Source organism: Variovorax flavidus (assembly GCF_030317145.1).
Lineage (GTDB): Bacteria > Pseudomonadota > Gammaproteobacteria > Burkholderiales > Burkholderiaceae_C > Variovorax > Variovorax flavidus.
This window is the reverse complement of the sequence record NZ_JASZYE010000010.1, coordinates 89,696-107,737: the sequence shown is the minus strand read 5'-3', so window position 1 is coordinate 107,737 and position 18,042 is coordinate 89,696. Positions and strand designations below refer to the sequence as shown.

Sequence of the window (18,042 nt, the reverse complement as noted above, 5' to 3'; positions counted from 1 at the left end):
CAGCGCGACCGTGGCTAGGCAGAGTGAACGCGAAGCGCTTGCGCCGTACCACGGCAAGCGCGACTTCAAGAAGACGCCGGAGCCCCGCACGGGCGGCAAGGCGGGCGCCAACGGCGCGTTGTCCTTCGTCGTGCAGAAGCACCATGCGAGCCGCCTGCACTACGACTTCAGGCTGGAGCTCGACGGCACGCTCAAGAGCTGGGCGGTGCCGAAGGGGCCCTGCCTCGATCCGACGATCAAGCGCATGGCCGTGCATGTGGAAGACCATCCGATCTCCTACGCGAGCTTCGAAGGCACGATTCCGCCCAAGCAGTACGGCGCCGGCACCGTCATCGTGTGGGACCGCGGCGAATGGGCTGCCGAAGGCGATGCGCGCCAGGCCCTGGCGGAAGGCAAGCTGAAGTTCGAGCTGCGCGGCGACAAGCTGCGCGGCCACTGGACGCTGGTGCGCATGCGCGGCAATGGCGAGAAGCAGGAACCCTGGCTGCTCATCAAGGAAAGGGACGGCGAAGCGCGCCCGCTCGCCGACTACGACATCGTCGAGGCCCTGCCCGACAGCGTGCTGAGCGGCAGGGATGTGGACGACCCACCCCACATCACCTACGGCAAGCCGGCACCACCCGAGAAGAAAGCGCCGGCCGTGCGCAAGAAGGCGGCCGCGAAAAAGCCTGAAGGCCTCGGACGCAAGGCGGCATTGCCCGCCAAGCTCGCGCCGCAGCTGGCGACGCTGGCATCGACGCCGCCCTCCCAACCGGAGGACTGGCTCTACGAGTTGAAGTTCGACGGCTACCGCCTCCTGGCGCGCATCGACGGCGACAAGGTCCAGTGCATCACGCGCAACGGCCACGACTGGACCTCGAAGCTGCCGAAGCTCGCGCAGGCGCTGGCGAAGCTCCCCACGCGCTCGGCGTGGCTCGACGGCGAGATCGTCGTCGACAACGATATGGGTGCGCCCGACTTCCAGGCGCTGCAGAACGCCTTCGACAGCGATGCGACTGCGTCCGTCGTCTACTGGCTGTTCGATGCGCCTTTTCTCGATGGGCGCGATCTGCGTGACGTGCCGGTGGAAGAACGTCGTGCAGAGCTTGCCCGACTGCTGGGCAAGAAGCCGCCCGCGGCGCTGCGCCTCAGCGAGGCCTTCGAGGCGTCGCCGCGCGACCTGCTGGCGTCCTCTGCGCATCTGGGCTTCGAAGGCATCATCGGCAAGCTCAAGGGGTCGAGCTATGTCTCGCGCCGCTCGCCGAACTGGATCAAGCTCAAGAACCAACGGCGACAGGAATTCGTGATCGGCGGCTACACCGAGCCCAAGGGATCGCGCTCGGGCTTCGGTTCGCTGCTGCTTGGCGTGTTCGACGACGACGGCGCGCTGCAGTACTGCGGCAACGTCGGAACAGGCTTCGACGCCAACCGGCTGGCCGACATCAAGGCGAAGCTCGACAAACAGCAGTCCGACGCATGCCCCTTCGAGACCCGCCCTGCCGGCGTCAAGGCCCAATGGGTCAAGCCCGTGCTGGTGTGCGAGGTGTCCTTCGGCGAATGGACGCGTGAAGGGCGCATCCGCCATTCGGTCTTCCAGGGCCTGCGCGCGGACAAGCCGGCCCGCCAGATCCGCCGCGAGACGGCGCAGGCGCCCGAGCTGACACCCGCGAGCGCCGCCACCGGCAAAGGAGCCGCCAAGCCCATGACGCAGCGCATCACCAACGCCGATCGCGTGATCGACAAGCAGAGCGGCACCACCAAGGGCGAACTCGCCGCCTTCTATCGCCAGGTGGCCGAACTCATGCTGCCGCACCTCAAGGGCCGGCCGGTGTCGCTGGTGCGTGCGCCCGAGGGCGTCGGTGGGGAGCTGTTCTTCCAGAAGCACCTGAAGCAGGACGAACTGCCGGGCGTCAAGCTGCTCGATCCGGCACTCGACCCCGGGCACGAGCCGCTGCTGCAGATCGACACCGAACGCGGCCTGCTGTCGGCTGCGCAGATGAATGTGATCGAACTCCACACCTGGAACGCGACCTCCAGCGCCATCGGCAAGCCCGACCGCATGACCTTCGACCTCGACCCCGGCGAAGGCGTCCCCTGGGCGCGCATGCAGGAAGCCGCCATGCTAGTGCAGACCCTGCTCACCGAGCTGGGATTGCCAGCATTCCTCAAGACCAGCGGCGGCAAGGGCCTGCACGTCTTGGTGCCGATCCGGCGCCACTACGACTGGGACACGGTCAAGGGCTTCTCGCAGGCCGTGGTCCAGCATCTGGCGGACACCATTCCCGATCGATTCGTTGCCAAGAGCGGGCCGCGCAACCGCGTTGGCAAGATCTTCGTCGACTACCTGCGCAACGGCTTCGGCGCGACCACTGTCAGCGCGTGGTCGGCTCGCTCGCGTCCGGGGCTCGGTGTGTCGGTGCCGCTCGCGTGGGATGAGCTGCCGACGCTGACGAGTGCGTCGCAATGGACCGTGAGGAACATCGGCCGCCGCGTCCCCATCGGCAACACGCCGTGGGAGGGGATGGAGAAGAGCCGCAAGTCCATCGGTGCGGCGATGAAGATGCTGGGCTACGCGCCCGAGTGAGGGGCGTCAGGCAGCCACAGGCAGCACTTCGTCCGTCGTCACCTCGAATCGCTCCAGCGTGTTGACGCCAAAGACCATCGTGATCGGCACGTCGGCCGCATCACGGCCGCGCGCAATCACGACGCGGCCGATTCGCGGAATGTTGTGGCGCGCATCGAAGGTGTGCCAGCGGTCGCCGAGGTAGACCTCGAACCAGGCGCTGAAGTCCATCGGGTAGGGCACGGGCGCTATGCCGATGTCGCCGAGGTAACCCGTCACGTAGCGCGCCGGGATGTTCATGCAGCGGCACAGCGTGATGGCCAGATGCGTGAAGTCGCGGCAGACGCCGACGCGCTCGCGAAACCCTTCCAGTGCGGTGCGCGTGGCTCGCGCCGACTGATAGTCGAAGCGCAGATGCCGATGCACGAAATCGCAGATTGCCTGCACACGCTGCCAGCCGGGCGGAACGCCGCCGAACATCGTCCATGCGAACTGCAGGAGTTCGCTGTCGACCTCGCAATACCGGCTCGGCAACAGGAATTGCAGCGTCTCGACCGGCAGATTGGCCGGCGCATGCTCCATGGCGGCCGGCGTGACCGGGTCGGGCCAGCCGGTGTCGAACACCACGGCCTCGTTGCGCAGGCGCACCTTGCTGACGCCCAGGGGCACTTCCACCCGCGCGCAATGGTTGCTGAAGGCGTCGGTGTAGTGGTCGGTGCGCAGGGGCGGGGTGATGGTGAAGACTTCCCCTGCCTGGATGTCCGCCGCGCGCGAAGGATGCACCCGCAGCATGTAGATCAGCGCCGTGGGCGCCGTGACGCCGAGTTCGATGTCGAAACCGATTTTGATGAGCATGGTTCGCTGACGTTGGGGAATCGTTGACGGGCCCGAGACGGATCAAGCATGTTCGGTGCCCGGTTCGACCCATCGTAGTCGGCGCTGCCCTGGACAGCCGTCGGCGATGCCGCGAAGCCGCGTAGTCCATCTTCAACGGGGCTTCTCGTCAGCGCGGTCCTACCGCGGACACCTGGGCGTTCCGACACGCCGGAGCGCGTCGCCACTACGAAGGATCCGGCCGGTACTCCCTAAGCTTGCAGGTCGGTCCGCAGCCGAAGCGCCCGACAAGCGGTGTAGCGCTCGACCTTTCCCTCGACCCATCAGCCCGGAGCGAAGCATGGATCTTTCCACGTTGTTTGGCCTGTTCGGTGAATCCTGGATCGACGAATTCCTGATATGGGCCGTGGCGTCAGCAGCCGCCGTCGTCGCCCTGGTCGCGGTGGTGAATGCGCTGAACATGCTTTTCGAAACAGAAACCGGCTGATGCCGACGGCGCGCTCCGCGTCGCCACCCGTTAGACACTGAAGGACCCCTGATGACGCAACAGAACAAGGCGACTGCCGGTCGTCGCCCGACCAAGGGTGGCGACGGCAGCAATGCCAAGCAAGAGCAACTCGCCGCCTTCACCGCCGACAACACGCCCCACCTGACCACCAATCAGGGCCTGCAGATACCGGACAACCACAACTCGCTGAGGGCGGGCGTGCGGGGCCCGACGCTCCTGGAGGATTTCATCCTTCGCGAGAAGATCACGCACTTCGACCACGAGCGCATTCCCGAGCGGGCGGTGCATGCCAGGGGGTCGGCGGCGCATGGCTACTTCGAGGTCTACAAGTCGATGTCGCAGTTCACGTGCGCCGAGTTCCTGCAGGACCCGGCGGTGAAGACGCCCGTTTTCGTGCGCTTTTCGACCGTGGCGGGCTCGCGGGGCTCCGCCGATACCGTGCGCGACGTGCGCGGCTTCGCCGTCAAGTTCTATACCCAGCAGGGCAACTACGACCTGGTGGGCAACAACATCCCGGTGTTCTTCGTCCAGGACGCGATCAAGTTCCCCGACCTGGTCCATGCCGTCAAGCCCGAGCCGCACAACGAAATGCCGCAGGCCGCGAGCGCGCACGACACCTTCTGGGATTTCGCATCGCTGATGCCCGAAACGACCCACATGCTGATGTGGGCCATGTCGGACCGCGCGATTCCGCGCAGCCTGCGGATGATGGAAGGCTTCGGTGTCCACACCTTCCGCTTCATCAATGCGCGCGGCGAAAGCCATTTCGTGAAGTTCCACTGGAAGCCCAAGCTCGGCATCCATGGCCTGGCCTGGGACGAGGCGCAGAAGATCGCGGGCAAGGACGCCGACTTCCACCGGCGCGACCTCTGGGAAGCGATCGAGAGCGGCAACTTCCCTGAATGGGAGCTGGGCGTGCAGATGGTCCCTCAGGACAAGGAACATGCCTTCGGCTTCGACCTGCTCGACCCCACCAAGATCATTCCCGAAGAGATGGTGCCCGTGCAGCGCATCGGGCGCCTGGTGCTCAATCGCAACCCTGACAACTTCTTCGCCGAAACCGAGCAGGTGGCCTTCCATCCGGGCCATGTGGTGCCGGGCATCGATTTCACGAACGACCCCTTGCTGCAGGGTCGCCTGTTCTCGTACACCGACACGCAGATCTCGCGGCTCGGCGGCGCGAACTTCCATGAGCTGCCCATCAACAAGGGCGTGTGCCCCTTCCACAACTTCCAGCGTGACGGCATGCATCGCCAGACCATCGCGCGGGGCCAGGTCGCCTACGAACCCCACTCGCTGATCGACGGCAAGGAATACCGCATCGACGGCGGCAGCGGCGGCTTCCAGTCCTTCCCCGAGGCGCTGGAGCCGCCCAAGGTGCGGCGGCGCAGCCCGTCATTCGACGACCACTTCACGCAGGCGCGACTCTTCTTCAACAGCCAGAGCGCAGCGGAGAAGGAGCACATCATCGCGGCCTTCCGCTTCGAGTTGTCGAAGGTCGCGGTGCCGGCCGTTCGCCAGCGCATGGTGGACAACCTCGCGCACGTCGACGAGAAGCTCGCGCGCCGCGTGGCCGAGCCGCTGGGCATCAACGCGCCGGATGCGAAGGCCGCGGCGGGCCGCGCGGGTTTCCGGGAGCATCGCTTCACGATGCCGATCGACGAGTCGCGCGCGCTCAGCATGCTCGACACCGGCGACGGCTCGATCAAGACGCGCAAGGTCGCGATCCTCGTGGCGGACGGCGTCGATTCGGCATCGCTCAAGCCCATTCGCGAAGCCATCGAACAGGCCGGCGCGCAGTGCAAGGTGGTGGGTCCGCGGCTGGGCACGATCGCGAGCGCATCCAAGCGGCAGCTCGACGTCGACGCCACCTTCGTCAACATGCCCTCGGTGATGTTCGATGCGGTACTGGTGCCGGCGGGCGCCCAGGCCATCGAAGCGCTGGCACGCAGCGGCGACGCGGTTCACTTCGTGCTGGAAGCCTACAAGCACTGCAAGGCGATCTGCACGGTCGGCGAGGGCGTGCAGATGCTGGCGACGCTCGGCATCGGGCCTGACGCGAAGTCGGCGCCAGCCGGTGTGGTGGTGGCCGCCACGCCCGTGACCAATCTGGGCGACGACACGGCCGCGGCGAAGATCGCCAGCGACTTCATCGCGGCCATCGCGAAGCACCGGCATTGGGACCGGGCGAATGTGGAGGGCGTGCCGGCGTAGCTACCGGCAGGGGCTAGCGGCCGGGGTGTGAGCGCGAGGCCCAGCGCGAGCGTGCGAGCGCCACCAGTTCGATCGCGCCCCACAGCAAGGCGGACCCGACACCCCTGAAGGGATGGATCGGCGAGGTACTGAGGATTCGGGGCATGGTCACCCACCGTAGCGCGCTTGTATGACGGCTTGATGGCAGGCGATGCGGCTATCCTGCGCGCACTTCCGTCCTCCCTCGCCCGCGTGACTCCCACAGATCTGCCCGAACTGATCGAGCTGCAGCGGCTCTCCGACCTCGCCGGCGTGCACATGGTGCGGCGCGTCCTGTGCGAGGTGATGGCCGGCGAGGCGCGCTTCCCGGTGGAGGCCTTCATCCTGGGCAGCGCGAGCCCGCTGGCGCCTGCCGTCGGTTTCTTCGGCGGTGTGCACGGCCTGGAGCGGATCGGTGCCGAAGTGACGATCGCCTACCTTCGCAGCCTCGTCATGCGCCTGCAATGGGACGAGACGCTGCACCGGCAGCTGGAGACCGTGCGACTGGTGTTCATGCCGCTCGTCAATCCGGGCGGCCTGTGGCGCGGCACGCGCGCGAATCCGAATGGCGTCGACCTCATGCGCAATGCGCCGGTGGAGTCGGCCGAACGCGTGCCCTATCTCGTCGGCGGACAACGCCTCAGCTCCGCACTGCCCTGGTATCGCGGCGCGCACGGAGCGCCCATGGAAAGCGAAAGCGCCGCACTGTGCGAACTGGTCGAAGCCGAGTTGACGGTGCGCCCTTTCAGCATCGCGGTGGATTGCCATTCCGGCTTCGGCCTCAGTGACCGGATCTGGTTTCCGTTCGCGCACACCTCGCGCCCCATCACCCACTTGCCCGAAATGCACGCGCTGTGCGAGATCGTCGACGGAACGCTGCTGCACCACCGCTACGTGCTGGAGCCGCAGAGCCGCCAGTACATGGCGCACGGCGACCTGTGGGACCACCTCTACCTTCGCGCGAGCGACACCAAGCCCGGATCGGTGTTCCTGCCGCTGACGCTGGAGATGGGCTCGTGGCTGTGGGTCAAGAAGAACCCGCGGCAGATCTTCTCGCGTCACGGCATCTTCAATCCCATGATCGAACACCGTCAGCAGCGCGTGCTTCGGCGTCACGTCGGCTGGCTGGACTTCATCACGCGCGCCGCGTGCAGCCACGAGCGCTGGGTGCCGACCGGCGACGACAGGGAGCGCCATCGGCAACTGGCCATGGCGCGCTGGTACGAAGGGCCGGCGCGATGAGCACATGGGTACTGCTGCGCGGACTCACGCGCGAGAGCGGCCACTGGGGCGCGTTTCCGGAGATGCTGAGCGAGCGGATGCCGGGAGCGCGCGTGCTGACGCTCGATCTTCCGGGCAACGGACGCCTGAATCACGCGCCAAGCCCCACGAGCATCGAAGCGACGATGCAGAACGCCCGGCAGCAGATGAAGGCGTCGGGCCATTCGCCTCCCTTTCACCTGCTTGCCATGTCGCTCGGTGCGATGGTCGCGGTCGAGTGGGCGTGCAGCCACCCCGAAGAACTCGCGGGCTGCGTGCTGGTCAACACCAGCCTGCGGCCCTTCAGCCGGTGGTACCAGCGGCTGCGGCCCGCCAACTACGCCGCGCTGCTCGGCGTCGTGGCCGGCGCGATGTCGAGTCGCCAGCGTGAGCAGACGATCCTGCGCCTGACCAGCCGGCACCTGGCGCCGGACGATGGCGTGATCGACGACTGGACGGCGTTGCGCGAGGCGCGCCCGGTGTCGGCGGCCAACGCGCTGCGTCAGTTGCTGGCGGCTGCGCGCTATCGGGCTCCGGCGAACGCGCCCGCCGTCCCGCTGCTCGTGCTCGCGAGCCGCTGCGATGCGCTGGTGAATGCGCAGTGCTCGCGGCAACTCGCGCGGCAATGGCGCACGGCGATCCTCGAACACCCGACGGCAGGCCACGACCTGCCGCTGGACGATGGCCCATGGGTGGTCGAGCAGATCCTTCGATGGGCAGGCGGCGGGGCGCGCAGCCCGCTCACTTCTGCCCGTCCGCCGGGCGCAGCACCTTTCCCTTGAGCGTGACCGCCTTGCCGATCGGCGGCGCGGTGCTCGTCTCGACGGTACGCAGCGTTCCGTCCTGCATGCGCACACCGACCTCGTAGGACGTGACGGTTCGGGTGTGCTTCTCGATCGCGTTGCCCGCGAAGCCGCCGCCGACCGCGCCAAGCAGCGTGGCCGCCGTGCGTCCGTTGCCATGGCCGATCTGGTTGCCGACCACCCCGCCGACGACACCGCCAGCGACGGCGCCAACGCCGGTCGTCGGCGCGGGATGCTGCACCGTGCGGACCGATTCGACGTGTCCGCAGACGGCGCATACATGGGCGGGCGCAGGTGCCGGTGCAGGGCCTGCCTGCGCCACGTTCGGGGCGACGGCCTCGGGCGCCCGAACGGGCGGCGGCAAGGGTGTCGCAGCGGGCGGCACCGCACCGTTCGCCGCCGCGGGAGCAGGCGAGGCGGGCCGAGGCACATCGGGCTTGAAGTCATCCGGTGCCGGCGCCTGCACCGCGGGCGCCGCGGCAATGGTGGCGGTTGCAGGCGCGTCGTTGCGGCCTTGCTGGTGCAGCAGCACGCCGCCGAGTGCGGCCACTGCCACGGCCAGCGTGCCGATCGCCGTCCAGAGCACCTTGGGCGACGAGTGGGTGGGTGTGCGTTCGACCGCAGGCGGGTCGAGTGGCGTCGAGTTCATGGATGTTCCCCTTTCATGCCCGCTGCGCGAGGCAGCAGGTTTCAGGAGAAAGCATGGTGATTGCGCAAGACCTGTCAATGCGACGCGGTCCTACACATCAGGCCGGACGCGAGGCCTCATTCATCCCACGCCACTAGCCGTCGAGGCGATTCCCACATCAGCTTGCGGCGATCCGTCTCGTCGGGAAAGAGCTGCCGGATCAAGGCCAGCTGCAGTCCGTAGTCGATGCGTTCCGTCGCGCGAAGGTAGGGCCAATCCGAACCCCACACGCAGCGATCGAGCGTGAAAGCATCGGCGAGCGCGTGCACGAACGGCCATACGTCCTCATGCGGATGCGCCTTCTGCGAGAACTTCGCCAAGCCTGACAGTTTGACGAACGCGCGCCCGGAGCGCCCCAGTTCGAGCAGCGCCTGGAAGCCCGGCTGATGAAGGCCCGCACCCGGATGCGGCTTGCCGCAATGATCGATCACCAGGCGCACGGAGGAGCCATCGAGCAGGGGCAGCAGCGCGGGGAGCTGGTCCTTCTCGACCTGCACCTGCAACAGGAGATCGAGTTCGCTCAGCTTGCGGAGCAACTCGCCTGCAGGCAGGTAGTAGTCCACGCCGAGAAAGGAAGGGTTGAAAGCGACACCGACGATGCCCTGTGCCTTCAGGGCCGCCAGCGCATCGAGAGAGATGTCGTGGTCCACCACGGCGATGCCCTTGAAGCGCCCCTCGCTGCGCGCGATGGCATCGAGCAGGCAGCGGTTGTCGGTGCCGTAGCCGGAGTTGGGCCCCACCACCAGCGCGCGGCGCACGCCGTAGGCATCCATCACCGCCATGAACAGATCGGCCGAACCCGATTCCTGGCCGCTCGGGCGATAGTGCGTGTCCGCCGCATAAGGAAACCGGATGGGGTCGAAGATGTGGTTGTGGCAATCGATCTTGGGTTCTTCGAAGATGCTCGTCATGGGTTCAGGCCAGTTGTCACGCCGCCAATACCATGCACGCCGGGGGCACGCAATCGGCCATGGGGCCAGGACGACGAATTCGTATGATGCTCCCGGCGGCAACGAGGCCGCAGGACCCGGCGAATCGAACATGACATTTTCCAAGAATGGCGCTTCCGGCCGCGAAGATGCAGAGACCTCTGTCATCCGCGTGGTCGATGACGACGGCGCGTTCCGGCGCGCGGTGTGCGACCAGCTGATGACGGCCGGCCATACGGTGCGGGACTACGGCTCCATCGGCGAGTTGCTCCGGCAAGGCATCGGCGACGAGCCCGGATGCCTGATTCTCGATCTCCACATGCCGGGCCCGGACTGGCTCGATCTGCAGGACGTGGTCACGCGGAGCGCCGAGCCCTTGCCGGTCATCGTGCTCACGGCCAAGGCCAGCGCGCACGACACCTTGCGCGCCATGAAGGCCGGGGCGGCGGACTTCTTCCTCAAGCCGGTCGATCGGGAAACGCTCGTGGGCGCGGTGACGAACGCGCTGGCGAACCATCTCTCCCGCCGCCGCACGCTGCAGCAGATCGCTGCGCTGAAGGCACGCTACGCCACGCTCACGCCGCGCGAGCGCCAGGTCGCGGCCATGGTCGTCGCGGGCGCCTTCAACAAGGAGATCGGCGTGGCGCTCGGCACCGCCGAACGCACGGTGAAGCTGCACCGCGCCAACGCCATGGAAAAGATGGGTGCGCGCTCACTGCCGGACCTGGTCCGGGCCTTCAGCGAACTGGACGCCGCTCCATCGGGGCCCGCAGCCTTCGGTTGAATCTCCGCCGCGCGGCCGGCCGCTCGTTCGCGGCCTTATCCGACAGGGAAGCGGTTCCGGCTCTGGCAGGCTTAGAGGGTTTTTGCCTCCTTCGACTACTGCCGCTTCATGAATACACCCTCCGCGATCGATCCTGAGGACTTCCAACGCCTGCTCAGCCGCAACCTGAAGCTGCCACTCGCCGGCGGGATCATCGGCGCGGTGGTGTTCGTCGCGCTCATCGTGTACCTGCTGTCGGTGATCGGCTGGGTGGAGCACACCGACCGCGTGTCCCGTGCCGCGAGCGAAGTCCAGCGCCGCAGCATCGATCTCGAGACCGGCATGCGGGGCTACCTGATCACCGGTGACGAGAGCTTCCTCGAGCCCTACGAGAGCAACCTGCCGCGGGTCAAGAACGACCTCGGCGCACTCAAGACGCTGGTGGCGGACAACCGGGCGCAGTCGGAAAGGGTCGACCGCATCGCCGCGCTGCAGGACACGTGGAACCAGTTCGCGCGCGCGATGATCGAGCTGCGCCGCAGCGGCGGCGACTACCAGCAGCCGGTCCGGCTCGGCCGCGGCAAGCGGCTGACCGACGAGATGCGCAGCGAGTACGGCGCCTTCAACAACACCGAGCAGAACCTGCGCTTCGAGCGCAACAACGAAGCCAACCGCACGAGCATGGCGATCGTCGCGCTGTTCGTGCTCTTCACGCTGATCAGTACCGGCCTGCTGGCCTACTTCGGACGGCGCCAGCTGATGCGCCTCTCCGAGAGCTACGACGGCGTGCTCCGGGAGCAGGCGGCCCATGCCGCCACGCTGCAGCGGCAGGCCTGGTTGCGCAGCGCCCAGACCGAGCTGGCCGGCGACCTGGTGGGCGAACTCAGTGCGCAGGAGATGGGGCGCAAGGTGCTCGCCTTCTTCTCCCGCCATGTCGGCAGCCCGGTGGGCGCGCTCTATGTGCGCGAGCGTCACGGCGCGCTGCGGCGGGTCGCGAGCTATGGTTTCTCGAACGAGGCCGAAGCCTCGCCACAGGTCTTTTCGCCGACCGAGAGCCTCGTGGGGCAGGCCGCGGCCGAGAAGCGGCGCCTGCTCATCGAGCCCGTGAATGCCGACTACCTCAAGGTCAACTCGGGCCTCGGTGACATGCCTCCCGCAGCCGCACTTCTGTTGCCCGTGGCGAACGACGGCATCGTCAATGGCGTCGTCGAGCTCGGCCTCCTGAAGCAGCCGGGCGAGGAAGCGAACCAGCTGCTCGACCTGGTCGCGGGCAACATCGGCAGCTCGATCGCCGCGGTGCGCTACCGCGAGCAGTTGCAGGACGCACTGGCCGAGACCCAGCAGCTCAACGAAGAGCTGCAGGTGCAGCAGGAAGAACTGCGCACCGCCAACGAGGAGCTGGAGGAACAGTCGCGCGCACTGCGCGTCTCGCAGGCCACGCTGGAGAACCAGCAGGCCGAGCTGGAGCAGACCAACAGCCAGCTGTCGGAACGCACCGAGGCGCTGGACATGCGCAACGCCGCCTTGCGCCGCGCGCAGCACGACCTCGAGGAGCGCGCCGACGAACTGCAGCGCGCGAGCCGCTACAAGTCGGAATTCCTCGCGAACATGTCGCACGAGCTGCGCACGCCGCTCAACAGCGCGCTGATCCTCGCCAAGCTGCTGGGCGACAACCCGCAGGGCAACCTCAGCGCCGAGCAGGTGAAGTTCGCGGAGTCCATCTACGCATCGGGCAACGACCTGCTGGTGCTGATCAACGACATCCTCGACATCGCGAAGGTCGAAGCCGGCAAGCTCGAAGTGATCGCGGAGGAGGTCGCGACGCAGAAGCTGGCGCACAGCCTGGAGATGACGTTCACGCCGCAGGCCGATCAGAAGCGGCTGCAGTTCCGTCTCGACGTCCGGCCGGATGCGCCGGCCACGCTGGTCACCGACCGGCAGCGGGTCGAGCAGATCCTGAAGAACCTGCTGTCGAACGCGCTCAAGTTCACCGACCGCGGCGAGGTGGTGCTGACCGTGTCCGGCGTGCCCGGCGGCGGCGCGGCGTTTGCGGTGAGCGATACGGGCATCGGCATCCCCGCGGACCAGCAGGAAGTGATCTTCGAAGCCTTTCGCCAGGCCGATGGCACGACCAGCCGGCGCTACGGCGGCACCGGCCTGGGGCTGTCGATCTCGCGAGACCTGACCCGGTTGCTCGGCGGAACGCTGAGCGTGCACAGCGAGGCCGGCGCCGGCAGCACCTTCACGCTGGAGTTGCCCCCGCGCGCGCCCCAGGCGAGCGAGCAGGCAGCGGATGCGAATGCCAGGCCGGCACCCTCGGCCTCGCGTGCATCTGGCGGCGTGCCGCCGGCGCCGCCCGCGCCCGCGACGCCGGCCGTCCCGGCGCCGCAGTTCTCCGACGACCGGTCCTTGCCGCGCGACCAGGCGCGCCGTGTGCTCGTGATCGAGGACGAGCCGCAGTTCGCCCACATCCTCTACGACCTCGCGCATGAACTCGGCTACCGCTGCCTGGTCGCGCACGGCGCGGCCGACGGCTTCAGCCTCGCGACGCAGTTCCTGCCGGACGCGATCCTGCTCGACATGCGCCTGCCCGACAGTCCGGGCCTCGGCGTGCTGCAGCGCCTGAAGGACGATCCGCAGACCCGCCACATTCCGGTCCATGTCGTCTCCGCGCAGGACAGCTCCGAAGCCGCGCTGCACATGGGCGCGATCGGCTATGCGCTCAAGCCCACTTCGCGCGACCAGCTGATGGAGGTGTTCCGCAAGTTCGAGGACAAGCTCACGCAGAAGCTCAAGGCCGTGCTGCTGGTCGAGGACGACGCGCTGCAGCGCGAGAGCGTGGTCAAGCTGATCGGCGACGACGACGTGGTCATCACCGCCGTCGAATCGGGCGAGGAAGCACTGGAGCTGCTGCGCACGCGCGTCTTCGATTGCATGATCACCGACCTGCGGCTGCCCGACATGCAGGGCGCCGAGCTGCTCAAGCGCATGGCGACGGAGGAAATCGTCTCGTTCCCGCCCGTCATCGTCTACACCGGCCGCAACCTCACGCGCGACGAGGAGGCCGAGCTGCTGCGCTATTCGCGCTCGATCATCATCAAGGGCGCTCGCTCGCCCGAGCGGCTGCTGGACGAGGTCACGCTGTTCCTGCACAAGGTCGAGGCCGATCTGTCGAGCGAGCGCCGGACCATGCTGAAGACCGCGCGCGGACGCGACCGCGTCTTCGAGGGCCGCCGCATCCTGCTGGTGGACGACGACGTGCGCAACATCTTCGCGCTCACCAGTGCGCTGGAGCAGCGCGGCGCCGCCGTCGAGATCGGCCGCAACGGCCGCGAGGCACTGGAGAAGCTCGATCAGGTGCGCGACATCGACCTCGTGCTGATGGACGTGATGATGCCGGAGATGGACGGCCTCGAAGCCACCCGCCGCCTGCGCCAGGACCCGCGTTTCGGCAAGCTGCCGGTGATCGCCGTCACGGCCAAGGCCATGAAGGACGACCAGGAGCAGTGCCTGGCCGCGGGAGCCAACGACTACCTCGCGAAGCCGGTCGACCTCGATCGCCTGTTCTCGCTGCTGCGGGTGTGGATGCCCAAGATGGAGCGCCTGTGAATCCCGGCGCGTCGCCTCCCCCGTTGAATCCGCCGCTGCATCCGCCCAGCGACACGGACATCGAGCTGCGCCTGCTGATGGAGGCGATCTACCTCAAGTACAGCTACGACTTCCGCAACTACACCGGCGCCTCGCAGAAGCGGCGCGTGCTGTACGCACTGGGGCAACTGGGGCTGCCGAGCATCTCGGCGCTGCAGGACAAGGTGTTGCGCGAGCCGGCGATGTTCACGCGGCTGCTGCAGTTCCTCACCATCCCGGTGAGCGAGATGTTCCGCGACCCGGGCTACTTCCTGGAACTGCGCCGGCAGGTGGTGCCGATGCTGCACACCTATCCGTCGCTCAAGGTGTGGGTGGCGGGCTGCAGCACCGGCGAGGAGGTGTTCTCGCTCGCCATCCTGCTGCGCGAGGAGGGTCTGCTGGAGCGCACGCAGATCTATGCGACCGACATCAATCCCTCGTCGCTGGAGAAGGCGCGGCTGGGCATCTTTCCGCTGGAGTCGATCAGGCACTACACGGCCAACTACCAGCGCGCGGGCGGCCTGCGGGCCTTTTCCGACTACTACACCGCGGCCTACGACGCCGCGCGCTTCGACCCCTCGCTGTGCGCGGACGTGATCTTTGCAGACCACAGCCTTGCGACGGACGCGGTCTTCGCGGAGACGCAGCTTGTGTCCTGCCGCAACGTGCTTATCTATTTCAACAGGCAGTTGCAGGACCGGGCGCTGGGGCTGTTCCATGAGTCGCTGTGCCATCGCGGCTTCATGGGGCTCGGCGCGAAGGAGAGCATCGATTTCTCGAGCTACGCCGATCGATTCGAGGTGCTCTCGCGCGGCGAGCGCATCTTCAGGAAGGCAACATGAAGCAGTCTCCCGGCATGGGGCGGCAGGTGCTGGCGGTCGTGATCGGCGCTTCCGCCGGCGGCGTCGACGCGCTGATCGCCTTGCTCGGCGACCTGCCCGCGCAGTGGCGCCTTTCGGTGGTGGTGGTCATCCATCTTCCCGAGGCGCATGAGAGCCGGCTGGCGGAAGTCTTCAGGCACCGGCTGCCGATTCCTGTGTTCGAAGCCGCGGACAAGGCGCCGGTCCAGGCCGGCACGCTGTACTTCGCGCCGCCGGGCTACCACTTGTCGATCGAGCGCGATCTGCGCTTCTCGCTGAGCTGCGAGCCGCCGGTGCTGTATTCGCGGCCCGCCATCGACGTGCTGATGGGTTCCGCCGCCGACGCCTTCGGCCCCTCGCTGGCGGGTGTGCTGCTGACGGGGGCCAACGACGATGGCGCCGAAGGCCTGCTGCGCATCCACCAGGCGGGCGGCCTGACCATCGTGCAGGACCCGGCCGAGGCCGAGATCCCGACCATGCCCAACGCCGCCCTCGGCGCCCATTCCCCCGATCACGTGCTGCCCTTGCGCGACATTCGCGCGCTTCTCCTGCAACTGGATTCCGCCCATGCCCATTGATGTCGAAAGCAAGTTGCTGATCGTCGACGACCTGCCGGAGAACCTGCTGGCGCTGGAGGCGCTGATCCGCGGTCCGGCGCGGCGGGTGTTCCAGGCGACTTCGGCGGAGCAGGCGCTCGCGCTGCTGCTGGAGCATGAGTTCGCCCTCGCGATCCTCGACGTGCAGATGCCGGAGATGAACGGCTTCGAGCTCGCGGAGATGATGCGCGGCACCGAGCGCACGCGGCACATCCCGATCATCTTCGTCAGCGCGGCCGGCCGGGAGATGAACTACGCCTTCAAGGGCTACGAAAGCGGCGCGGTCGACTTCCTGCAGAAGCCGCTGGACGCGCATGCGGTGAACGGCAAGGTCTCCGTCTTCGTCGACCTGTACCGCCACCGCAAGGCGCTGCGGCACGAAATGGACGCGCTCGCCGAGGCCAACCGGCAGCAGGAAGCGCTGGTGCAGCAACTGCAATGCGCGCAGCGCGAACTGGAGCGCGCCGTGCGCATGCGCGACGATTTCATGTCCATGGTGTCGCACGAGCTGCGCACGCCGCTCAACACGCTGTTCCTCGAAACGCAGGTGCGCAAGCTGCATCTCTCCAAAGGCAATCTGGCGCCTTTCGGGCCGGAGCGGCTGCCCGCGATGATCGAGCGCGACCAGCGCCAGATCCAGAACATGGTGCGGCTGATCGACGACATGCTCGACGTCACGCGCATGCGCAGGGGTGCGCTGTCGATCCGGCCCAAGCCGACCGATCTTGCGGCGCTGGCGCGCGGCGTGGTCGCCGACCTGGCGCAGCAGGCCGAGGCGGCCGGCTCGGTGATCGAACTGAAGGCGCCCGCGCGCATCGATGGCGTGTGGGATGACTTCCGCATGGAGCAGGTGCTCACCAACCTGCTGACGAATGCGCTGCGCTACGGCGGCGGCAAGCCGGTCGAGGTCACGGTGGCCGAGATCGGCGACACGGCGCAGATGACGGTGCGCGACAACGGCATCGGCATCGCCGCCGAGGACCAGGAGCGCATCTTCGAGCAGTTCGAGCGCACGGATGACAGCCGCAAGCACGCGCCCGGCCTCGGGCTCGGTCTTTACATCACCCGCGAGATCGTGCGGTCGCATGGCGGGGAGATCCGCGTCCGGAGCGTGCAGGGCGAGGGCGCCGAGTTTCGCGTGACGCTGCCGATGCGCGTGGCGCCGCCCGTGGCCTGACGAAGGCCCGGCAGGCGCAGGGTGCGACCGTGTCCTACATCCCGCAGGCCGCGCGGGGTCCGATACTCTGAAACTTTGGCTCAGGGGAGATTTGGAAGTGAACGTTCTGATCGTTGACGACAACGAGGCCGCGGCGGATCTGCTGCAGGAGCTCCTCGTGCTGCAGGACCACACGGCGCGCTGTACCTACACCGGTCAGCAGGCCCTGGACGTTGCTGCCGGCGAAGTCTTCGATGCCGCGCTCGTGGACCTCACGCTGCCGGACTTTCCCGGCACCGAAGTGGCGCGGCAACTGCGCGCCGCCGCCCGGGGCGAGCCGCCCCTGCTCGTGGCCATCTCGGGCTACTCGGCCGACGAGGCCAGCGGCAGTGCAGGGCTGTTCGACCATCATCTGCAGAAGCCGATCGACTTCGAGGCCCTCGACCGCATCCTGACGCGGGCCGCCGCCGGATGAAGGCTTCACCCGGCGCGCGCAGCTGGATGGCCGCCGGTGTGCGGCACGAGTTGCTGACGCGCGCGCTCCCTGCACTCCGACACGATATGGCCGCGCCGGTGTCGGTCATCCGCATGGGGATCCTGCTGCTGAAGCGCCAGGTGACGGCCGCGACGAATCCCGACGCGTCCGCGTGGGGGGAGCGCGTCGCCCTGATCGAGAACCAGGTCACCGCACTCGCCAGCGGCGTGCGCTCGCTGCGCGACTGGGAACTCGCTACGCACGACGACGGCATCACCCGCAGCGACCTCGTCGCGCAGTGCACGGCACTGATGCGGGTGGCTTTCGACCTGAACGGCATCGCGCTCCAGGTGGGGGAAGACCTGTCGCCGGAGGAGGGTGAGCCGAGCTTTCCATCAGGCGCTGCCCTGCGCTACATGTTCCTGGGCGCGCTGGGCTATCTGCATGACAGCGTGCCGCACGTCGGTGCGATCGATGTCGAGGCGAACGGCGCCGACGGGTTGCGCTTCTCGGCCACGCAAGGCGAACCGGCGGCAGCCGATCCGGTGGCCGGCGCGCACCGGGCGCCGCGTGCGTTGGCGATCGATGCCATCGCCCTGCAGTCGCTGGCGGACGGGCTGGGCTACGAAGTGACGGTGGAGCCCCAGGAAGTGCGCTTCGCGCTGGTGACGGGCCAGGCGACTGATCGGTGACGGTCCACAATTTCTTGTGAGTTCCCAGAAGTGTTCTGGGCAGAAGGGCGGCTTTCCACCTGTTCAGCATTCCCCCT

At 67.6% G+C, this 18,042-nt stretch carries 16 protein-coding genes; 12 read left to right on the top strand and 4 right to left on the bottom strand.

All coding sequences use genetic code 11. The features are described 5' to 3' along the window. The first annotated feature begins 10 nt into the window (after positions 1-10). Entirely contained in the window at positions 11-2,563 is a 2,553-nt protein-coding gene (ligD, locus tag QTH90_RS28010) for a DNA ligase D (protein ID WP_286667853.1), read from the top strand. 6 nt (positions 2,564-2,569) lie between these two features. Here ligD and QTH90_RS28005 read toward each other — a convergent pair whose 3' ends face one another. Continuing rightward, on the bottom strand, positions 2,570-3,397 hold the full coding sequence (locus QTH90_RS28005; protein ID WP_286667852.1) for a transglutaminase-like domain-containing protein: 828 nt from the start codon (positions 3,395-3,397) through the stop codon (positions 2,570-2,572). A 319-nt stretch (positions 3,398-3,716) separates the two neighbouring features. Here QTH90_RS28005 and QTH90_RS28000 point away from each other — a divergent pair, with 319 nt between their 5' ends. Next, positions 3,717-3,863: a hypothetical protein gene (locus QTH90_RS28000; RefSeq protein ID WP_286667851.1), complete on the top strand. Its 147-nt coding sequence runs from the start codon at positions 3,717-3,719 to the stop codon at positions 3,861-3,863. A 51-nt stretch (positions 3,864-3,914) separates the two neighbouring features. Beyond that, entirely contained in the window at positions 3,915-6,098 is a 2,184-nt protein-coding gene (katE, locus tag QTH90_RS27995) for a catalase HPII (protein ID WP_286667850.1), read from the top strand. A gap of 13 nt (positions 6,099-6,111) precedes the next feature. On the opposite strand, the gene QTH90_RS27990 is transcribed toward katE, so the two are convergent. Further along, positions 6,112-6,243, bottom strand: coding sequence for a hypothetical protein (locus QTH90_RS27990; RefSeq protein WP_286667849.1), 132 nt, complete (start codon positions 6,241-6,243; stop codon positions 6,112-6,114). A gap of 86 nt (positions 6,244-6,329) precedes the next feature. On the opposite strand from QTH90_RS27990, the gene QTH90_RS27985 reads away from it, so the two are divergent. Continuing rightward, complete coding sequence (locus QTH90_RS27985) at positions 6,330-7,358, top strand: M14 family zinc carboxypeptidase (protein WP_286667848.1); 1,029 nt, start codon at positions 6,330-6,332, stop codon at positions 7,356-7,358. Then, positions 7,355-8,158, top strand: a complete 804-nt coding sequence (locus QTH90_RS27980) for an alpha/beta fold hydrolase (RefSeq protein ID WP_286667847.1) — start codon at positions 7,355-7,357, stop codon at positions 8,156-8,158. The genes QTH90_RS27985 and QTH90_RS27980 overlap by 4 nt, the downstream gene beginning before the upstream one ends. Here QTH90_RS27980 and QTH90_RS27975 read toward each other — a convergent pair. Together QTH90_RS27975 and QTH90_RS27970 are read right to left on the bottom strand one after the other, a co-directional pair. After that, positions 8,118-8,828 carry a glycine zipper 2TM domain-containing protein gene (locus tag QTH90_RS27975; protein ID WP_286667846.1) on the bottom strand — a complete coding sequence of 237 codons (711 nt, stop codon included), beginning with the start codon at positions 8,826-8,828 and terminating at the stop codon, positions 8,118-8,120. The two genes, QTH90_RS27980 and QTH90_RS27975, sit on opposite strands and share 41 nt — an antisense overlap. 116 nt (positions 8,829-8,944) lie before the next feature. Next, entirely contained in the window at positions 8,945-9,778 is an 834-nt protein-coding gene (locus QTH90_RS27970; RefSeq protein WP_286667845.1) for an amidohydrolase family protein, read from the bottom strand. A 130-nt stretch (positions 9,779-9,908) separates the two neighbouring features. Here QTH90_RS27970 and QTH90_RS27965 point away from each other — a divergent pair, with 130 nt between their 5' ends. The 7 genes from QTH90_RS27965 to QTH90_RS27935 all read left to right on the top strand — a co-directional run bounded on the left by QTH90_RS27965 (position 9,909) and on the right by QTH90_RS27935 (position 17,965). Next, on the top strand, positions 9,909-10,580 hold the full coding sequence (locus QTH90_RS27965; protein ID WP_286667844.1) for a response regulator transcription factor: 672 nt from the start codon (positions 9,909-9,911) through the stop codon (positions 10,578-10,580). A 108-nt stretch (positions 10,581-10,688) separates the two neighbouring features. Continuing rightward, a complete protein-coding gene (locus QTH90_RS27960) occupies positions 10,689-14,168 on the top strand; it encodes a response regulator (protein WP_286667843.1) in 3,480 nt (1,159 codons plus the stop codon). Then, complete coding sequence (locus QTH90_RS27955; RefSeq protein WP_286667842.1) at positions 14,165-15,028, top strand: CheR family methyltransferase; 864 nt, start codon at positions 14,165-14,167, stop codon at positions 15,026-15,028. The genes QTH90_RS27960 and QTH90_RS27955 overlap by 4 nt, the downstream gene beginning before the upstream one ends. After that, positions 15,025-15,624, top strand: a complete 600-nt coding sequence (locus tag QTH90_RS27950) for a chemotaxis protein CheB (protein ID WP_286667841.1) — start codon at positions 15,025-15,027, stop codon at positions 15,622-15,624. The genes QTH90_RS27955 and QTH90_RS27950 overlap by 4 nt, the downstream gene beginning before the upstream one ends. Beyond that, a complete protein-coding gene (locus QTH90_RS27945; protein ID WP_286667840.1) occupies positions 15,614-16,819 on the top strand; it encodes a hybrid sensor histidine kinase/response regulator in 1,206 nt (401 codons plus the stop codon). The genes QTH90_RS27950 and QTH90_RS27945 overlap by 11 nt, the downstream gene beginning before the upstream one ends. Positions 16,820-16,916: 97 nt before the next feature. Next, a complete protein-coding gene (locus QTH90_RS27940; RefSeq protein WP_286667839.1) occupies positions 16,917-17,273 on the top strand; it encodes a response regulator in 357 nt (118 codons plus the stop codon). Beyond that, positions 17,270-17,965, top strand: coding sequence for a hypothetical protein (locus tag QTH90_RS27935; protein WP_286667838.1), 696 nt, complete (start codon positions 17,270-17,272; stop codon positions 17,963-17,965). The genes QTH90_RS27940 and QTH90_RS27935 overlap by 4 nt, the downstream gene beginning before the upstream one ends. Positions 17,966-18,042 lie beyond the last annotated feature (77 nt).

Bases quoted from the DNA above. Each gene is read 5' to 3' on its own strand.
- QTH90_RS28000 (WP_286667851.1), top strand. From the start codon at position 3,717: ATGGATCTTTCCACGTTGTTTGGCCTGTTCGGTGAATCCTGGATCGAC.
- QTH90_RS27990 (WP_286667849.1), bottom strand. From the start codon at position 6,243: ATGCCCCGAATCCTCAGTACCTCGCCGATCCATCCCTTCAGGGGTGTC.
- QTH90_RS27975 (WP_286667846.1), bottom strand. From the start codon at position 8,828: ATGAACTCGACGCCACTCGACCCGCCTGCGGTCGAACGCACACCCACC.
- QTH90_RS27970 (WP_286667845.1), bottom strand. From the start codon at position 9,778: ATGACGAGCATCTTCGAAGAACCCAAGATCGATTGCCACAACCACATC.
- katE (WP_286667850.1), top strand. From the start codon at position 3,915: ATGACGCAACAGAACAAGGCGACTGCCGGTCGTCGCCCGACCAAGGGT.
- QTH90_RS27935 (WP_286667838.1), top strand. From the start codon at position 17,270: ATGAAGGCTTCACCCGGCGCGCGCAGCTGGATGGCCGCCGGTGTGCGG.
- QTH90_RS27945 (WP_286667840.1), top strand. From the start codon at position 15,614: ATGCCCATTGATGTCGAAAGCAAGTTGCTGATCGTCGACGACCTGCCG.
- QTH90_RS27980 (WP_286667847.1), top strand. From the start codon at position 7,355: ATGAGCACATGGGTACTGCTGCGCGGACTCACGCGCGAGAGCGGCCAC.
- QTH90_RS27960 (WP_286667843.1), top strand. From the start codon at position 10,689: ATGAATACACCCTCCGCGATCGATCCTGAGGACTTCCAACGCCTGCTC.
- QTH90_RS27965 (WP_286667844.1), top strand. From the start codon at position 9,909: ATGACATTTTCCAAGAATGGCGCTTCCGGCCGCGAAGATGCAGAGACC.
- QTH90_RS28005 (WP_286667852.1), bottom strand. From the start codon at position 3,397: ATGCTCATCAAAATCGGTTTCGACATCGAACTCGGCGTCACGGCGCCC.
- QTH90_RS27950 (WP_286667841.1), top strand. From the start codon at position 15,025: ATGAAGCAGTCTCCCGGCATGGGGCGGCAGGTGCTGGCGGTCGTGATC.